At 63.9% G+C, this 16,885-nt stretch carries 15 protein-coding genes; 7 read left to right on the plus strand and 8 right to left on the minus strand.

Annotation, left to right across the window (positions count from 1 at the left end):
* Nucleotides 1-96: 96 nt before the first annotated feature.
* The gene (locus J3A71_RS25265) at nt 97-1,101 is read left to right on the plus strand and encodes a SulP family inorganic anion transporter (RefSeq protein ID WP_102667907.1); all 1,005 of its coding nucleotides are present in this window, start codon (nt 97-99) and stop codon (nt 1,099-1,101) included.
* A gap of 144 nt (nt 1,102-1,245) precedes the next feature.
* Here the strand turns inward: J3A71_RS25265 and ppk2 are convergent, their stop codons facing one another.
* Together ppk2 and ycaC are read right to left on the minus strand one after the other, a co-directional pair.
* Nucleotides 1,246-2,064 (minus strand): polyphosphate kinase 2, encoded by an 819-nt coding sequence (gene ppk2 / locus J3A71_RS25270; RefSeq protein WP_102667906.1) that lies wholly within the window; start codon nt 2,062-2,064, stop codon nt 1,246-1,248.
* Nucleotides 2,065-2,169: 105 nt separating this feature from the next.
* Entirely contained in the window at nt 2,170-2,790 is a 621-nt protein-coding gene (gene ycaC / locus J3A71_RS25275) for an isochorismate family cysteine hydrolase YcaC (protein ID WP_016484856.1), read from the minus strand.
* Nucleotides 2,791-3,058: 268 nt separating this feature from the next.
* On the opposite strand from ycaC, the gene J3A71_RS25280 reads away from it, so the two are divergent.
* From J3A71_RS25280 to J3A71_RS25295, 4 genes are all read left to right on the plus strand, one after another.
* Complete coding sequence (locus tag J3A71_RS25280; protein WP_016484855.1) at nt 3,059-3,448, plus strand: nuclear transport factor 2 family protein; 390 nt, start codon at nt 3,059-3,061, stop codon at nt 3,446-3,448.
* A 93-nt stretch (nt 3,449-3,541) separates the two neighbouring features.
* On the plus strand, nt 3,542-5,041 hold the full coding sequence (locus J3A71_RS25285) for a cytosine permease (protein ID WP_016484854.1): 1,500 nt from the start codon (nt 3,542-3,544) through the stop codon (nt 5,039-5,041).
* 13 nt (nt 5,042-5,054) lie between these two features.
* Nucleotides 5,055-6,485 (plus strand): aldehyde dehydrogenase family protein, encoded by a 1,431-nt coding sequence (locus J3A71_RS25290; RefSeq protein WP_070087060.1) that lies wholly within the window; start codon nt 5,055-5,057, stop codon nt 6,483-6,485.
* 217 nt (nt 6,486-6,702) lie between these two features.
* Nucleotides 6,703-7,920: a DUF3422 domain-containing protein gene (locus tag J3A71_RS25295; RefSeq protein WP_209953469.1), complete on the plus strand. Its 1,218-nt coding sequence runs from the start codon at nt 6,703-6,705 to the stop codon at nt 7,918-7,920.
* A 132-nt stretch (nt 7,921-8,052) separates the two neighbouring features.
* On the opposite strand, the gene J3A71_RS25300 is transcribed toward J3A71_RS25295, so the two are convergent.
* The 3 genes from J3A71_RS25300 to J3A71_RS25310 all read right to left on the minus strand — a co-directional run bounded on the left by J3A71_RS25300 (nt 8,053) and on the right by J3A71_RS25310 (nt 12,335).
* Complete coding sequence (locus tag J3A71_RS25300) at nt 8,053-10,464, minus strand: DUF3772 domain-containing protein (RefSeq protein ID WP_016484851.1); 2,412 nt, start codon at nt 10,462-10,464, stop codon at nt 8,053-8,055.
* 56 nt (nt 10,465-10,520) lie between these two features.
* Nucleotides 10,521-11,573 carry a bifunctional DNA-binding transcriptional regulator/O6-methylguanine-DNA methyltransferase Ada gene (ada, locus tag J3A71_RS25305; RefSeq protein ID WP_207291375.1) on the minus strand — a complete coding sequence of 351 codons (1,053 nt, stop codon included), beginning with the start codon at nt 11,571-11,573 and terminating at the stop codon, nt 10,521-10,523.
* A 135-nt stretch (nt 11,574-11,708) separates the two neighbouring features.
* On the minus strand, nt 11,709-12,335 hold the full coding sequence (locus tag J3A71_RS25310) for a DNA-3-methyladenine glycosylase (protein WP_102667904.1): 627 nt from the start codon (nt 12,333-12,335) through the stop codon (nt 11,709-11,711).
* A 171-nt stretch (nt 12,336-12,506) separates the two neighbouring features.
* On the opposite strand from J3A71_RS25310, the gene J3A71_RS25315 reads away from it, so the two are divergent.
* Both J3A71_RS25315 and J3A71_RS25320 read left to right on the plus strand, forming a co-directional pair.
* Nucleotides 12,507-13,022 (plus strand): sigma-70 family RNA polymerase sigma factor, encoded by a 516-nt coding sequence (locus J3A71_RS25315; RefSeq protein WP_016484848.1) that lies wholly within the window; start codon nt 12,507-12,509, stop codon nt 13,020-13,022.
* A complete protein-coding gene (locus tag J3A71_RS25320) occupies nt 13,015-13,965 on the plus strand; it encodes a FecR domain-containing protein (protein ID WP_102667903.1) in 951 nt (316 codons plus the stop codon). Before J3A71_RS25315 ends, J3A71_RS25320 begins: the two co-directional genes overlap by 8 nt.
* A 29-nt stretch (nt 13,966-13,994) precedes the next feature.
* Here J3A71_RS25320 and J3A71_RS25325 read toward each other — a convergent pair whose 3' ends face one another.
* The 3 genes from J3A71_RS25325 to J3A71_RS25335 form a co-directional block, all read right to left on the minus strand.
* Nucleotides 13,995-15,155 (minus strand): MFS transporter, encoded by a 1,161-nt coding sequence (locus tag J3A71_RS25325; protein WP_016484846.1) that lies wholly within the window; start codon nt 15,153-15,155, stop codon nt 13,995-13,997.
* Nucleotides 15,156-15,238: 83 nt separating this feature from the next.
* Entirely contained in the window at nt 15,239-15,376 is a 138-nt protein-coding gene (locus tag J3A71_RS25330; RefSeq protein WP_016484845.1) for a hypothetical protein, read from the minus strand.
* 190 nt (nt 15,377-15,566) lie between these two features.
* A complete protein-coding gene (locus tag J3A71_RS25335) occupies nt 15,567-16,781 on the minus strand; it encodes an MFS transporter (protein ID WP_016484844.1) in 1,215 nt (404 codons plus the stop codon).
* Nucleotides 16,782-16,885: the final 104 nt, after the last annotated feature.

A 16,885-nucleotide genomic window follows, 5' to 3' on the forward strand; every position in this document is an offset into this window, starting at 1 on the left:
CAACACGAAGAAGCCGCGCACCTGCGCGGCTTCTTCGTTTCTACGGGCATAGCATCTAAGCTTTAACTCAGCACTCTCCTCCCCTGAGCCCGCACCATGCCCGAACCAACGCGCTTCGACTGGCAACGCTGGCTACCCGGCCTGGTGACCCTGCTCCACTATCAACGCGCCTGGTTAGCCAAGGACATCGCCGCCGGCCTGGTGCTGACCACCATGCTGGTACCGGTGGGCATTGCCTACGCCGAAGCGTCCGGCGTACCCGGAATCTACGGCCTGTACGCCACCATCATCCCGTTGCTGGTCTACGCCCTGTTCGGCCCCAGCCGAATCCTGGTGCTGGGCCCGGATTCGGCGCTGGCCGCGCCGATCCTGGCGGTGGTGGTGCAGCACGCCGCCAGCGACCCACAGCGGGCAATCGCCATCGCCAGCATGATGGCGCTGATCGCCGGGGCGTTCTGCGTGATTGCCGGGCTGCTGCGCCTGGGCTTCATCACCGAGTTGCTGTCCAAGCCGATCCGCTATGGCTACATGAACCGCATGCAACAGTGGGAGTTCTGGCTGTCGTTCACCTGCTTCGTCGGTGTGGCGGTGTTTGGGGCCATTCCCGGTATCTGCATTGCGGTGGCAATCGCGGTGATCGAGTTTCTGTGGGACGGCTGGCGGCCACACCATGCAGTGCTGGGCCGGGTGGATGGCACCCGGGGCTACCACGATGTGCAGCGTTATCCACAGGCTCGACGTATTCCGGGGCTGGTGCTGCTGCGTTGGGATGCGCCGCTGTTCTTTGCCAATGCCGAGCAGTTCCAAAGTACCGTGATGGCGGCCGTGGACGAGTCGCCGACGCCGGTGCAGCGGCTGATAATAGCGGTGGAACCAGTGACCAGTATCGACATCACCTCGGCAGACATGCTGGCCGAACTGGACCGGGCACTGGAGGCTCGAGGGGTGGAATTGCAGTTTGCCGAGATGAAGGACCCGGTGAAGGACAAGATGCGGCGGTTCGAGTTGTTTCAGCATATAGGGGAGACGGCCTTTCACCCCACGGTGGGTGCCGCTGTGGATGCTTATCTGGAAGAAAGTGGGGTTGATTGGCAGCCCTAGGTTCCTTGTACTGGCTGCTTCGCGGATTCCCCCCCTCCGAAAAACTCACGCCGACTCCGAAGGCGGTCCCACCACCGTCGCCTGCAGCAGGCTGCCGTCCTGTGGCATGAGCGCTAACCCTCGCAGCGCCCCACAGGGAGGGGTTCAAAAGCGTTCTTCGACGACCTTGAACGGGTAGGCCACGGCCTTGTACTTGCCGACCTTGCCGCGTTTGGGCAGCTTCACCACCCGGTCACGGGTGATGTCCTTGTACGGAATACGGCTGAGCAAATGGCTGATGATGTTCAGGCGGGCACGACGTTTGTCGTCCGAGTGCGCCATGAACCACGGCGCCCAGGCTGTATCCGAGGCCTGGAACATGTCGTCCCGTGCTTGGGTGTAGTCATCCCAACGGGTATACGATTTAAGGTCCATGGGCGAAAGCTTCCACAGCTTGCGACCATCGTTGATGCGATCCTCCAGGCGGCGGGTCTGCTCCTCGGCGCTGACCTCGAGCCAGTACTTGATGAGGATGATGCCCGACTCGACCATGACCTTTTCGAACACGGGCACCCCGGCGAGAAACTTGTCGACAAGGTTGCCGGAGCAAAAGCCCATGACCCGCTCAACCCCCGCACGGTTGTACCAGCTGCGATCGAAGATCACCACCTCGCCCGCGGCGGGCAAATGCCCCACGTAGCGCTGCAGGAACATCTGGGTTTTTTCCCGATCGGTCGGTGCCGGCAGCGCCACCACGCGAAACACCCGCGGGCTGACCCGCTCGGTAATGGCCGTGATGGTGCCGCCCTTGCCGGCGCCATCACGGCCTTCGAAGACAATGCATACCTTCAGCCCCTTGGCCACCACCCACTCCTGCAGCTTTACCAGCTCTACATGCAGATGCTTGAGCGCTTTTTCGTAGGCCTTGCCGCCCAGTTTTTCTGGCTGTTGCTGGGTGGATTTCTTCCTGGACGGCTTCGACATGACACTCTCCTGAGGGCGAATGAAGAGTCAGTATGGTCGATTCATACCGGTTTGCCGCTTCGCTTGCAGGTTGAGGCGGAGCTGCGGTGCAGCCCCGAGGAGGCGCTACTTGGCCAGCTTGTTGTAACTGGTCATCAGGTTGCGGTAGTCCGGTATATGGTTGGAGAACAGGGTACCCAAGCCCTCGACGTCGTTGCGCCAGTCGCGGTGCAGCTCGCAGGCCACGCCGAACCAGGTCATCAGCTGCGCCCCGGCAGCCTCCATGCGCCGCCACGCCGAGTCACGGGTCAGTTCGTTGAAGGTGCCAGAGGCGTCGGTGACGACGAACACCTCAAAGCCCTCCTCCAGCGCCGACAGGGCCGGGAAGGCCACGCACACTTCAGTGACCACACCGGCAATCAGCAGCTGCTTCTTGCCGGTGGCTTTTACGGCTTTGACAAAGTCTTCGTTGTCCCAGGCATTGATGTTGCCAGGGCGCGCAATGTAGGGGGCGTCGGGGAACTGCTCTTTCAGTTCCGGCACCAGCGGGCCATTGGGGCCGGTCTCGAAGCTGGTGGTAAGGATGGTCGGCAGCTTGAAGTACTTGGCCAGGTCGGCCAGGGCCAGTACGTTGTTCTTGAAGCGGTCGGGGTCGATGTCCCTTACCAGCGAGAGCAGGCCGGCCTGGTGGTCGACCAGCAGTACGGCGGCGTTGTTCTTGTCCAGACGCTTGTATTGGAAGGTCACGGTGAACTCCTTGCTTCAGCGGGTTGGGAGTATCAGCGTAGGCAAGGATGAACGGTGGGACAGACCGTCAGTCGGTTCGCCTGTTGTTGCCTGTACTGGCCTCATCGCCGGCAAGCCAGCTCCCACAGAGTGGCGCCCGGACAGAACCTGCGCCCCGCCATCACTTCACAAATTCCTGAACTGATTATTTGCCTTCAGCGATTTGTCCCCTCGCCAACCGCCACCAGAATCGCTTCACCATAATCACAAAAACCGTGAGGCCACTCCCGTGGACCAGACACTTCAGGTGCGCCAAGCCGCCGCCGACCTCGTTGCCGCGTTCGCCAGCAACGACACCGCCCGCTATTTCGCCTGTTTCAGCGAAGACGCGACGTTCCTTTTCCACACCTTGCCGCAACCGCTGCTGTCGCGCCGTGCCTACGAAGACCTCTGGGCCCAGTGGCAGGCCGAAGGGTTTGCAGTGCTCGCCTGCGAATCGGCCAATGCCCACGTGAGCCTGCAAGGCGATGTGGCGATCTTCATGCACGATGTGGCCACGCATATCCGCATCGCCGGTGAAGAACACCGCATGAGCGAGCGCGAGACTATCGTCTTCCGCCGCCAGGGTGACCAGTGGCTGGCCTGCCACGAGCACCTGTCGGTCGTCTCGCCGGCCTGATCACTTTTTTACGCGGCCCTGCCGCCCTGCCATCGCACCCACAAGAAGGCCCGCGCACTGCGCCGGCTACAACAACCGCGCTGGAGCATCACCATGAGCCACTCGACCGGTATCGAGACCAACGGCGTCGAACAGATCCCTGATGATCAACGCGACGCCTCCCCGCTGGACCTCTTCCGCCTGATCTTCGGCGGCGCCAATACCTTCGCCACCGCAGTGCTGGGCAGCTTCCCCGTGCTGTTCGGCCTGTCGTTCCAGGCGGGCGTTTGGGCCATTCTGCTCGGCGTTGGCGTGGGCGCCCTGATTCTTGCGCCGATGGGTTTGTTCGGCGCACTCAACGGTACCAACAACGCCGTGTCGTCGGGCGCGCACTTTGGTGTGCACGGGCGTATCGTCGGCTCGTTCCTGTCGCTGCTCACGGCCGTGGCGTTCTTCTCGCTGTCGGTGTGGAGCTCGGGCGACGCCCTGGTCGGCGGTGCCAAGCGCCTGGCCGGCCTGCCGGAAACCGACCTCACCCTGGGCCTGGCCTACGGCCTGTTCGCGGTGCTGGTGCTGGTGGTGTGCATCTTTGGCTTCCGCTTCATGCTGTGGGTGAACAAGATTGCCGTGTGGGCTTCAAGCCTGCTGTTCCTGCTGGGCATCGTGGCCTTTGCCGGGCCGTTCGATGCCGGCTACGCAGGCAGCGTCAACCTTGGCCAGGCAGGCTTCTGGGCGGCGTTCGTCGGTGCGGCGATCCTGGCCATGAGCAACCCCGTGTCGTTCGGCGCTTTCCTGGGCGACTGGTCGCGCTATATCCCGCGTGAAACACCCAAGGCGCGCATCATGCTGGCGGTGATAGCAGCCCAGGGCGCAACGCTGATTCCTTTCCTGTTCGGCCTTTGCACCGCCACCTTGGTAGCGACCCAGGCACCGGACTACATCGCCGCCAATAATTATGTGGGTGGCCTGTTGGCAGTGGCGCCAAGCTGGTTCTTCCTGCCGGTGTGCCTGATTGCGGTGATCGGCGGCATGTCCACCGGCACCACTGCGCTGTATGGCACCGGCCTGGACATGTCCAGCGTGTTCCCGCGCCTGCTAAGCCGCGCCGGCGCCACGCTGCTGATCGGTGTGCTGGCAATCGGCTTCATCTTTGTCGGCCGTTTCACTTTCAACCTGGTGCAAAGCGTGTCGACCTTCGCGGTACTCATCATCACCTGCACAAGCCCATGGATGGTGATCATGATCCTCGGCCTGATCACTCGCCGCGGCTTCTACCACGCCGATGACCTGCAGGTATTCACCCGCGGCCAGCGTGGTGGCCACTACTGGTTCCAGCACGGCTGGAACTGGCGCGGCATGGGGGCGTGGCTCCCCAGCGCGGCGGTCGGCCTGTGCTTCGTCAACCTGCCCGGGCAATTCGTCGGCCCGCTGGGCGACCTGGCCGGCGGCATCGACCTGAGCCTGCCGGTCACCCTGGGGCTGGCTGGCGTGCTGTACCTGCTGCTGCTCAACCTGTTCCCTGAACCTGCGGGCGTGTATGGCCCCCAGGGCCCGCGCTGGGTGCGGTGCAAAAGCACCGCGCACACGCCTGTGACCACTGCCGAAATGGCCTGACTGGAAACCGACCATGACCAACTCCCACTACATCGCCGGCCGCTGGGTCGAAGGCCAAGGCAACGACTGCATCAGCGTCAATGACCCTGCGCTGGGGCAACCGTTCGCCGAGTTCATGGCTGCCAGCGTGGCCCAGGTCGACCAGGCCGTAGCCGCTGCCCGCAGCGCCCTGCCCGCCTGGAAAAGCACCAGCGCCAGCGAACGTGCAGCTTTCCTGCGCGGCTTTGCCGAGCAGCTCGGGCAGCGCCGTGAAGCGCTGATCGCCTTGCAGATGCGCAACAACGGCAAGCCCCGTCACGAGGCGGAAATCGACCTGGATGACGCCATCGCCACCTTCTGCTACTACGCCGAGCTCGCAGAGCAGTTGCCTGCGAAGCATCGCGACGTCCCGCTGGCCGCCCCAGGCTTCACTGCGCGCACCCGCCTGGAGCCGGTGGGTGTGGTCGGCCTGATCGTACCGTGGAACTTCCCGCTGGTGACCAGCGCCTGGAAGCTCGCGCCGGCCTTGGCTGCCGGGTGCACCGTGGTGCTCAAGCCATCGGAGGTCACCCCGCTGATCGAGCAGGCCTACGGCCAGATTGCCGACGCTCTGGGCCTGCCGGCGGGGGTGCTGAACATCGTCAACGGCAAGGCCGAGACCGGTGCCGCGCTGAGCAATCACAATGGCCTGGACAAACTGTCGTTCACCGGCAGCAACAGCGTCGGCAGCCAGGTGATGCGCAGTGCGTCGGCACAGTGCCGGCCGGTGACGCTGGAGCTGGGCGGCAAGTCGGCGATCGTGGTGTTTGACGATTGCGATGTCGACCAGGCGGTAGAGTGGATTGTCGCCGGCATCAGCTGGAACGCGGGGCAGATGTGTTCGGCCACCTCGCGGCTGCTGGTGCAGGACGGTATTGCCGATGCACTGCTGCCACGCTTGCAGGCGGCACTGGAAAACCTGCGGGTTGGCAACCCGCTGACCGAGGAGGTCGACATGGGCCCGCTGACCAGCCAGGCCCAGTGGCTGAAGGTGGCCAGCTACTTTGCCACGGCGCGCGAAGAAGGCTTGCAGTGCCTGGCCGGTGGCAAGGCGTTGGACCGCGACGGCTGGTTCGTCAGCCCTACGCTGTATACCGATGTGCCGAAACACAGCCGCCTGTGGACCGAAGAAATCTTTGGCCCGGTGCTGTGCGCACGCCGGTTTGCCAGTGAAGAGCAGGCGATTACCGAGGCCAATGACAGCCGCTTCGGGCTGGTGGCGACCGTGTGCTCTGCCGATTTGGACCGCGCCGAGCGTGTGGCCGATGCCCTGGAGGTTGGCCACGTGTGGATCAACTCGGTGCAGGCGGTGTTCGTCGAAACCTCGTGGGGCGGTACCAAGGGTAGCGGCATCGGCCGTGAGCTGGGGCCTTGGGGGTTGTCGGCCTACCAATCGGTCAAGCATGTGACGCGTTGCCTCGGCTGATATCGCAAGGGGCCGCGTTGCCGCCCATTCGCGGGTAAACCCGTTCCCACAAGTACGGTGCTGTCCTTGAAAATTGCACTGAACCTGTGGGAGCGGGTTCACCCGCGAAGAGGCCGGTACAGGTAGAACAAAACTCCGCCCCGCGTGACTTTCTCCGCCCGCTGCAAAGTCCCACTTCCTGGTACCCCAACAATCACAACACCAGGCCGGACCACCCATGCACCCTCAACGCACCGCCTTGCACAACGAACTGCACGCCCGCCCGTCGCTGTACTTCGACGGCCCGGCGCATGTCTTCCACCTGGCCTTGCTCGGCGGTGATGCTGCCTGTGCAGCGCTGCTGCAACGCTGCTGCCCGGAGTCCCTGGACACCGCTGCCGCGCAAGGCATCACCTGCCTGGATGGCCACCCGTTCAAGTGGGAACGCCACACCGAGTTCTTCACCCTGACACTGGTGGTGCCGTGCGCTGCCACCGACACCGAATGGCGGCCCCTGCCTCCCGTGCTGGCCGAAGCCATCGCCCCGCAGGTGGCGCAGGTGATCAACGCCGTGCAGGTGCTGGTGCGTGACGAACAGGGGCTTGACCTGCCTCGCTATGGTTTCAAAGATCCGTGCGGCTCGTGCGTTGGCGGGGGCGATGCGGTGGTGTGGAGCGATTTCCGCCTGACCGAAGATGGTACCAACCGTTTCCTGTTCATCAACCGCCGCCTCAATGCCTACCGCCAGGGCCGCATGATCCGCCGTCTGCTGGAAATCGAGACGTACCGCATGATGGCCTCGCTGACCCTGGCCACGGCCAAGGCTCTGAGCCAAGAACTGGATACTTTCGACAAGACGTTGGTCAGCCTCTCGGAGCGCAGTGCCGGGGGGGACGGCCATGACTCCAAAGGGTTACTGGACGCCATTGCCCACTTGTCACGCCAGGTGGTCAGCCACACGGTAAAAACCCGCCACCGCTTCGGCGCCACCCAGGCCTATGCGCAACTGGTGTTCGAACGCCTGGGCGAGCTGCGGGAAAGCCATGTAGGCGACTGCCAGCGCCTGGGGGTGTTCATCGAGCGTCGGTTCAAGCCGACTGTGCGCTATTGCGCGGCGACCGAGCAGCGGCTGGAGCAATTGGCGAAAAACGTGGCAAACCTGGGCGACCTGTTGCAGGCGCGTGTTCAGGTAGAAATGGAAGAACAGAACGCCGAGATCCTGCGCAGCCTCAATGCCCGGGCCGATGCCCAGGTGAAGATCCAGCGGGCGGTAGAGGGGCTGTCGATCATTGCCATCACCTACTACCTGCTGAATTTGTTCAAGCTGCTGTATGGCGGGCTGAATGTGCTGGGGTTGGGGCTGACGGCGCGGGATGGACTGCTGGCCATGGCGCCTCCGGTGCTGCTGGTATTGTTGGTGATTCTGCTGAGGATCAAGCAGGCCAAGCAGCATTGAATTCGGGGGCGCTATGCGCCACTTTCGCGGCACAAGGCCGCTCCTACAAGGGATCGCGTGCCCTGATAGCGTTCGCATTCCCTGTAGGAGCGGCCTTGTGCCGCGAAAGGGCTGCGCAGCAGCCCCCGCTCTTTACACCGACTCGTCAGCGGGGCGCGTACCCTCCTGCACCAGCACCATGCTCTGCGGCGAAGACAGCGGAATGCCTTCATCACGCAGCCGCCCAAGAATGGTGAACAGCAAGTCGCTACGGGTGCCTGACACCTGCCGCGGCCCCGCCACGTAACCACTGACGCCAATCACCATGCCACTGGCAGTCAGGTCCTTGAACGACACCGAAGTGGCGGGCGCATCCAGAATCGCCTCATGCTCGTGGTACGCCGTCAACAACAGCTCGCGTACCCGGTTGGCGTCGGTCTCCAATGGCAGGGTCAAGGTAATGCCGACCACGCCCAGCGCATTGCCCATGGTCACGTTGCGCACGTTCTGCGAAATGAACTGGGAATTAGGCACGATCACCGTCGAGCGGTCGGACATCTGAATTTCGGTGGCGCGCACATTGATGCGGCGGATATCCCCCTCGACGCCCGCCAGGCTGACCCAGTCGCCCACCTTGACGGGGCGCTCGGTGAGCAGGATCAGGCCGGAGATGAAGTTCTGCACGATTTGCTGCAAGCCAAAACCGATACCCACCGACAGGGCACTGACCACCCAAGTCAGGCTGGTGAGGTTGATGCGCAGGGTCGACATTACCAGCATGGCCAGGAACAGGAAGCCCAGGTAGCCCACCAGGGTCACCAGCGAGGCACGCATGCCGGCGTCCATGTCGGTTTCCGGCAGCAGGCGGTCACTCAGCCAGCGCTTGACCACGCGAATGGCGAACAGGCCACCGAAGAAGATCGCCAGGGCCAGCAGGATATCCTGCGGCACGATGTTGAGGTTGCCAAGCAGCTTGCCGCCGGTGCCGTCCCAGTCGCCCAGGCTCATCAGCAGCTCGCTGGGGCTGGTGCCCGACGGCATCAGCACCAGCAACAGCGCCAGGAACAGGATGACGGTACGGCCGATGCCGGCCAGGACAGTGCTGGCCTGTGCCTGGTGGCGAGGCGCCAGGCCCAGGGTCGAGGCCAGCGCCAGACCACCTGGCTGACGTGGCGACAGCAAGGTTTCGCACAGGTCACCGAAGAAGGTGGTCAGCAAGTAGGCACAGGTGACCACCAGGCTGACCCACAGCAATTTGGCGGTGAGGAAATAGGCGAGTGTCAGATAGCCGGTGAGCAGGGCCAGCAAGATCAGCGTCAGCCAGATCACCATCACGAACGGGATCAGCCCGGTCAGGCCAGTGGGGCGCTCCAGATCATGCTTGCGCAGGGTTCGGCGATAACCTAGCAATGCGCCGGCAAAGATAAGCGCCACCACCAGCGCGGTGAGGCCATTGACCGCCACAGTCAGTGCCAGGCTGGCGCCGATGACGCTGTTGATGCGCTCCATGGTCATCATGACCATCAGCGCCAACGCCAGTACCTTCGGGAACCAACCGAGCGCACTGGCCACTTCGTCATGGATCGGCGGCAGGCGCCAGGACGGGCGCTGCAGCATCAGCATGGCGCGGCCCAGGCCGGTGATGAAGGCGCTGAACACCACCAGGGTAAGGATGTGGTTGACCAGGCTTGCGATATCGGAGCCTAGCTGTGCGCTGCTCTCCAGGCCCCAGCGCAGCAGCGATACAGAGCCGGCAATGGTACCCAGGGTTGCCAGGCTGACGCCAAGCGCCAAGGCGCTGCGGCGCAAGCGGCCCTCGGGCAACCAGCCGACCATGGCACTGGCCAGCAGACGCTCGAGCACACGGCGCACCAAGGTCCAGACCAGAATCGCCGCCACCAGGCTGGTAATGAACAGCCAGCGGTTTTCGGCGCTGAGGGCACTGCCAATGGCATCGGCCGCCTCGCCGCGCAGGTCACGCACACGCGCCACGTCGTCCTGGGTAGGGCGGATGATGCTTTGCCAGAACGCCGGGCTTAGTGGCGAAGCCGCACGGCTGGTGATTTGCGAATTGAACTGGCTACGGCGCAGGTTGACGATTTGCGTGGAAAGGTCGCGAGCCGACTGATTCAGCTTGGTGGCCTGATCCTGCTGGGCTACCAGCGCCTTTTTTTCGGCCTCCAGCGCTTTGCGCTGCTGCGTGAGGGTGGCGGCCTCGTCCGGCTGGGCCGGGCCGATGACCTTCAGCTTGTCCTCGAGTTTTTCCAGGTCGGCGGTGCGCTGGGTACTCAATGCATCAGCCTGGCGCTGAACCTGCATCGCCGCCAGGCGCAATTGCGACAGCAGGTCGTCGTTGGCCTCGCTGGTGACGCCCTGGCGGATCAGGTCCAGCCGGTCGCTCAGCTGTTCGATGCTGGCGTTTTCATCCAGCGCTGGCGCATCGGCAGCCACCAGATTGGACAATGGCGTGGCCGGGGCCGACCAGGCCGGGCTGGCAATGGCCAGCATCAGGGCCAACAGGACCATCAGGCCTGGGCAAAAACGGGCAAGGCTGACACGCCTCATCGAAGTATCCTCTTTACAACTCGATTTGGCGGGGGATTCTACGCGGCTTCAGGCTATCAGGAGAGTGCCGTCTCTCGCGTGAGCAGTTGCTGTTTGCGCTCGACACCCCAACGGTAGCCACTGATATCGCCGTCCCGACGCACCACCCGATGGCAAGGGATGGCCACGGCGATGTGGTTGGCCGCACAGGCCATGGCCACCGCGCGCACCGCTTTGGGCGCACCGATTCGTTCGGCAATGTCGGTGTAGCTGACCCGGCTGCCGGCCGGCACCTCGCGCAGGGCCTGCCACACCCGCTCCTGAAACGCCGTACCTTGCACATCCAGTGGCAACGCCAGGCCCAGTGCCGGGGCTTCGACAAAGCCCACCACTTCGGCGACCAACTGTTCGTAGGCACTGTCGCCGCCGATCAGGCGGGCCTTGGGGAACTGGTCCTGCAGGTCGTGCAACAGGGACTCGGGGTCGTCGCCCAGCAAAATCGCGCAAATGCCCTTCTCGCTCTGGGCCACCAGGATCGCCCCCAGCGAACACTGGCCGAGGGCGAAGTGGATGGTGGCCCCTGCGCCACCGGCACGGTACTGGCGGGGGAGCATGCCCAGGCGCTGATCGGCGCTTTCGTAGAAGCGGCTGTTGGAGTTGAAGCCGGCATCGTAGATGGCGTCGGTGACTGAACGCTGGCCATCTTCCAGGTGCTCACGCAGGCGCCGGGCACGGAAGGCAGTGGCATAGGCCTTGGGGGTAACGCCGGTTTCGGCCTTGAACAAGCGGTGCAGGTGGAAGGCGCTTACGGCCAGTTGCGCACTGAGCTGGTCGAGGCTGGGCGCAGGGTCGATGGTTTCGATCAGGCGGCAGGCGCGGGTGATCAGTTGGCTATGGCGGGCGGCGCTGGCCTTGCTGATACAACGTTTGCAGGCACGATAGCCCGCGGCTTCGGCAGCCGGCGGGGTGTCGTAGAATTCGACATTGGTGCGCTTGGCCATGCGAGATTTGCAGCCGGGGTGGCAGTACACGCCCGTGGTACGTACGGCGTAGACGAAGTGGCCTGTGGCGGTGGAGTCGCGGGACGCCACGGCTTGCCAGCGTTGGTCGGGGGTGATGTAGAGATTCATGGGTTAGCATCCAGATAAGTTGTCGCCTGTACGGGCCTCTTCGCGGGCACGCCCGCTCCCACAGATCCTCTGCAGGGTTCGAGCCTGTGGGAGCGGGCATGCCCGCGAAGGGGCCCGTACAGGCGATGCAAAACTTCAGGCCCGCCACAGGTACCAGGCCGCCACGGTCCGAAACGGCCGCCAGGCGCCGCCCAGGGAGCGCATCTGCGCCGGTGTCGGCGCTTTGTCCAGGCCCTTTAGCCGTCGGTATCCCTCGCGAACGCCAAAATCGTCCACCGGCAGAATGTCCGAACGCTCCAGGCTATAAATCAGCAGCATCTCCACCGTCCATCGCCCTACCCCACGCAAGGCTACCAGGCGTTCGATCAGTGCTTCGTCGGCCATGGTCAATGCCTCTTCACGCGTCGGTACCAGGCCTTCCAGCCGCGCCTGGGCAATGCCCTGAATCGTCGCCAGCTTGCTCGCCGAAAAGCCGCAGGCACGCAGGATTTGCGGGCTGACCGTCAGCAATTGCTCTGCCGTCGGGAACGCACTCTCCGGGAACAACGCCAGCAACCGGCCAAGGATTGCTTCGGCAGCACGGGCATGCAGTTGCTGGTAGGCAATGGCCCGCACCAACGCCTCGTAAGGCTCCCGCCCCGGCGTGGCCTGGTGCAGGCAAGGCCCGGTCGCAGCAATGTGCCGCGACCAGTCCGGGTCGAGTGCTGCCAGGTATTCAGTGGCCTTGCGGTAGGCCTCGGGTGAAAGGTCGGCCAGTATCATGGCGCCTCCAACAGGTTGAATGCAGGGCCAGCTTAGCCCAACCATTCATCGGTTAAACGCCGGTTCTTGCGCGGCGAATTCCTGGCATACCATTGCCCTGTGCCGTTATCCCCGCATAGAATTGAGAACTATTCACAATCGCACAGTTCACAGGACCGGGCCCTCGTTACGATGCAGATCAACGACACGTTCAAGCCGACCGAGGTCGCTCTGCTCTATCAGGCCCACCATAGCTGGCTTCGCGGCTGGTTGCGCAACCGGGTGGGGTGCAGCGAGCATGCGGCCGACCTGGCCCAGGACACCTTCGTGCGGCTATTGCGGGCCCGCCAGGTTTCGCCGCTTAAAGAGCCACGCGCCTATCTCAGCAGCATCGCCCGTGGCCTGATGATCGACCAGTTCCGCCGTCGCGCACTGGAACACGCCTACCAGCAAAGTCTGGCCCACCTGCCCGAAGCCGAGGCACCCAGCGAAGAGCACCGGCTGGTCATTCTCGATGCCCTGGACCGCCTCGACCGTGCCCTGAACCAGCTCAAGCCGCGTGTTCGCCAGGCGTTTCTGCTGGCTCAACTGGACGGCTTGAGCATCGTGCAGATCGCCCAGCAGCTGGAAGTGTCGCGGGCCACCGTCGAGCGGGACCTGGCCAAAGCCTTGGGTGTCTGCTACCGGTTGCGTTACGCCGATGCATGAGCACGCCCCGGCACAGGCACAGGTCGACCAAGCCATCGACTGGCTGGTGAAGCTGCGCTTCGACCGCCCCACCCCCCGTACTGAGCAGCAATTCCAGCACTGGCTGGCCAGCCACCCGCACAACCCGCTGGCCTGGCAACGGGTCAGCCAACTGGGCGACGAACTGGCCGGGCTGCCCAAGGACCTGAGCCGGCGCACCCTGGACGGCAGCCAGCGCCAGCGCAGCAGCCGACGAGACCACCTCAAGCTACTGGCGCTGCTGGCCGTGAGCGGCAGCCTGGGCTGGGCCATGCGCGAACCTATGGGCCTGCCGCAACTGCTGGCCGACAGCAGCACCGCCACAGGTGAGCGGCGCCAGTGGCAAGCCAGCGATGGCAGCCACATACAGCTCAACACAGCCAGCGCTATCGACCTGCATTACAGCGCCGGGCAACGCCAGCTGGAACTGGTACGTGGCGAGGTCAGCCTGGACAGCAACCCCAACGACACTCGCCCGTTCCACATCGACACCCGCGTCGGGCCGCTGACCACCCTCAACGGCCAGGTGCTGCTGCGCGAAAACAGCCAGGGCCTGCTGCTGGCGGTGCGCCGCGGTGCAGTCACGCTGTTCCCCACATCGCCCTCGCCGCGGCAGGTGCATTCGGGCGAAACCGTGCAGGTGGGGGCCAATGGCAGTATTCACGCGGTGACGCTGCACAGCGACCCGTGGGGCTGGACCGACGGGGTGCTCAGTGTGCAGCAAATGCCACTGGCCGAGTTTGCCGCAGAGCTCGCCCGCTACCGCCCCGGCCTGTTGCGTTGCGCCCCTGAGGTGGCGAATTTGAAGGTGTCAGGTACCTATCAGTTGGGCGACACCCGTCAGATTTTGCAGCTGCTCACCCACAGCCTGCCGGTGCGTATCGACTACCGCACGCGTTATTGGGTAAGCATCGGCGCGGCGTGAACGTCTGTCTGACCGGCTACCTCCTGCAGTTATCGGTCCGCCACTGGCCGCATCCGCCCATGGCGCCGGTATGACTGCCTGGCAAAGCAAACGAACAGCCCGGCCATCAGCGCCAGCGCCATGGGCAGGCCATGCGGGGCCACATCCATCGCAGCGCCACTGACCAGCGGTCCGATCAGGCTACCCACCCCCCACAGCAAACCCACGCTGGCATTGGCAGTGACCAGGTCCTGGCCCTTGAAACGTTGCCCGATCAGCACCAGCGCCAGGGTATAGATGCCCCCCGCAACCGCTCCAAGCACCACCAGCAGCGGCCACAGCAGCCAGGTCATGTTCAGCAGCCACGGCAGGCCGATGCCAATCGACATCGCCACCAGCCCGCACGCCAGGTGCAGCCCGGTGCGCTCCACCCTGTCGGCCAACCAGCCCAGCGGCAGCTGGAACAACATGTCGCCGGCAAACACCACGGTCACCATCAGCGCCGCCACGCCCACGGCAAAGCCATGGCTGGAGGCGTACACCGGCAACAGCGACAGCACCACCGCATCGAAGAACGAGAAGAACAGCACCGCCACACACAACGCCGGTGCCACGCGGAAGAACCCCGCCAGGCCGAAGCTCTTGTCGCCCTCTTCATGCTCGACATGGTCATTGGGTACGGTCAGCACGATGCACAGCAACGCCAGGCCATAGCAGGCGGTGACCACACCGGTGATCCACGGGCTGTTGGCGCCCAGTACCGCGAGCATGGCCGGGCCGAGTACCTGGAAGCCGGTAAAGCTGGTGGCATAAAGGGCCATGATCTTGCCGCGATTGTGATCAGGGCACAGTTCGTTGACCCACGACTCGCCGAGGATGATGGCGATGCCCATCCCCAGCCCCAGGCCCAGGCGCAGCAGCGCCAGCAGCCACAGCGAGGCGAAAGCCGATTCGAGCAAGGCGATGCTGACGGTGCACAGGCTGAAACTCAGCAGGTAGATGGTGCGCCGGGTGAGGTGGCGGCAGCAGGCGTCGACCAGGAACGCCGAGAGCATCATGCCCGCAGCGGGAATGGCCGAGATGATACCGATTTCCAGGGTACTGGCCCCGGCCTCATGCAGGCGCAACGACACCAGTGGCAGGCTGGCCCCCAGGCTGAAGCCCACGACAGAAACGGCGAACAACAGGCCCGCCAGCAAACGCATGTTCATGTACCACTCCTTGCAAACCGAAAAGACGTGCAGACACAGGCGCGCACGCCGGGGCGGCGAGCGACGCAAAAGCGCAGATCAGTTCAGGCGAGGTGTGGCGAGAAGGTGAAGGCAAACAGCACGCTGCGGCGACGCTTGAGCACCGTGTCGCTCGGCCAGGCACGACGCAGGGCCTGGAGGGCAGGCTGGCGGGCATGTGGGAGGGACGGGTTACGGCGCATTGCTTTGGCTACTACGCAGGTGGTGGGTAAAAAGAGGCGGCACTCTAGCTACCTCAAGGGGGGGTAGTCAATCGGCCAGGGGCCTCTACGAGGCCCATTCGCAGCACAAGGCTGCTCCTACAACGAGCGCGTGCTGCCTGTAGGAGCAGCCTTGTGCTGCGAATGGGCTGCAAAGCAGCCCCCAGCAATTTCAGCGTTTACCTGTAGACGGCAAGAACACCGCCAGCAACCCGAACAACGGCAGGAACGAGCACAGCCCGTACACATACTCGATACCGCGCAGGTCCGCCACATACCCCAGCAGCGCCGCCCCAATGCCGCCAAAGCCGAACATCAGCCCGAAGAAAATGCCGGCGATCATGCCCACGCTACCCGGCACCAGTTCCTGCGCATACACCACGATCGCGGAAAACGCCGAGGCCAGGATAAAGCCGATCACCACGCTCAGCACGGTGGTCCAGAACAGGTCCGCATACGGCAGCGCCAAGGTGAACGGCGTCACCCCCAGGATCGAGAACCAGATCACGGCCTTGCGCCCGATGCGGTCCCCGATCGGGCCGCCAAAGAACGTGCCCGCCGCCACTGCCCCCAGGAACAGGAACAGGTGCAACTGCGAGCTGGCCACCGACACATCGAACTTCTCGATCAGGTAGAAGGTGAAATAGCTGGTGAAGCTGGCCATGTAGAAGTACTTGGAGAACACCAGCAGGCCCAGCACGATCAGCGCCGCGATCACCCGGTTGCGGGAAATGCCATGGGTGGCCTGCACCGCCTTGCGCGCCTTGGCCTGGTTGAGGTGTTCCTTGTACCAGCTGCGCAGCATCAGGGTTACACCGAGGAAGAACAAACCGGCCAGGCCGAACCAGGCCACGTGGGTCTGGCCGAACGGAATGACGATGGCCGCCGCCAGCAGTGGGCCCAGAGCAGAACCGGTGTTGCCACCAACCTGGAAAGTCGATTGGGCCAGGCCGAAGCGCCCGCCAGAGGCCAGGCGCGCAATACGCGAGGTTTCCGGGTGGAACGTCGACGAGCCGATCCCCACCAGCGCCGAGGCCAGCAGAATCATCGGGAAGCTGCCGACGAAGGCTAGCATCACGATGCCCACCAACGTGCACAAGGTGCCCAGCGGCAACAGGTTCGGCGTTGGCCGGCGGTCGGTAAAAAAGCCGACCCAGGGTTGCAGCAGCGAAGCGGTGATCTGGAACGTCAGGGTAATCAGACCGATCTGGGCGAAGCTCAGGTCGTAATTGGCCTTGAGCATCGGGTAGATCGCCGGCAGCACCGACTGGATCAGGTCGTTGATCAAGTGCGCCAGGGCGCAGAAGCCGATGATGCGCATTACCAGCGGCGTCGCTTGGCTCGCCGCTGCGCTGGTGGACGCCGGGGAGGCGCTACTGGTGGCCATGTGCCTGAATCTCCGTCCGCAGTTTGGGATCCGATTATCGGGAAACAAATAGATACATAGCTACCTTTTTTATCCCTCTGTCGCAACGTACTTGAAAATGGTTC

The organism is Pseudomonas sp. PvP089 (genome assembly GCF_017875165.1).
GTDB classification, from domain to species: Bacteria; Pseudomonadota; Gammaproteobacteria; order Pseudomonadales; family Pseudomonadaceae; genus Aquipseudomonas; species Aquipseudomonas fortuita.

What these genes read in the sequence shown, in the direction of transcription:
- J3A71_RS25265 (WP_102667907.1), top strand. Translation starts at nt 97, where the DNA reads ATGCCCGAACCAACGCGCTTCGACTGGCAACGCTGGCTACCCGGCCTG.
- ppk2 (WP_102667906.1), bottom strand. Translation starts at nt 2,064, where the DNA reads ATGTCGAAGCCGTCCAGGAAGAAATCCACCCAGCAACAGCCAGAAAAA.
- J3A71_RS25285 (WP_016484854.1), top strand. Translation starts at nt 3,542, where the DNA reads ATGAGCCACTCGACCGGTATCGAGACCAACGGCGTCGAACAGATCCCT.
- J3A71_RS25290 (WP_070087060.1), top strand. Translation starts at nt 5,055, where the DNA reads ATGACCAACTCCCACTACATCGCCGGCCGCTGGGTCGAAGGCCAAGGC.
- J3A71_RS25295 (WP_209953469.1), top strand. Translation starts at nt 6,703, where the DNA reads ATGCACCCTCAACGCACCGCCTTGCACAACGAACTGCACGCCCGCCCG.
- J3A71_RS25300 (WP_016484851.1), bottom strand. Translation starts at nt 10,464, where the DNA reads ATGAGGCGTGTCAGCCTTGCCCGTTTTTGCCCAGGCCTGATGGTCCTG.
- ada (WP_207291375.1), bottom strand. Translation starts at nt 11,573, where the DNA reads ATGAATCTCTACATCACCCCCGACCAACGCTGGCAAGCCGTGGCGTCC.
- J3A71_RS25310 (WP_102667904.1), bottom strand. Translation starts at nt 12,335, where the DNA reads ATGATACTGGCCGACCTTTCACCCGAGGCCTACCGCAAGGCCACTGAA.
- J3A71_RS25315 (WP_016484848.1), top strand. Translation starts at nt 12,507, where the DNA reads ATGCAGATCAACGACACGTTCAAGCCGACCGAGGTCGCTCTGCTCTAT.
- J3A71_RS25320 (WP_102667903.1), top strand. Translation starts at nt 13,015, where the DNA reads ATGCATGAGCACGCCCCGGCACAGGCACAGGTCGACCAAGCCATCGAC.
- J3A71_RS25325 (WP_016484846.1), bottom strand. Translation starts at nt 15,155, where the DNA reads ATGAACATGCGTTTGCTGGCGGGCCTGTTGTTCGCCGTTTCTGTCGTG.
- J3A71_RS25330 (WP_016484845.1), bottom strand. Translation starts at nt 15,376, where the DNA reads ATGCGCCGTAACCCGTCCCTCCCACATGCCCGCCAGCCTGCCCTCCAG.
- J3A71_RS25335 (WP_016484844.1), bottom strand. Translation starts at nt 16,781, where the DNA reads ATGGCCACCAGTAGCGCCTCCCCGGCGTCCACCAGCGCAGCGGCGAGC.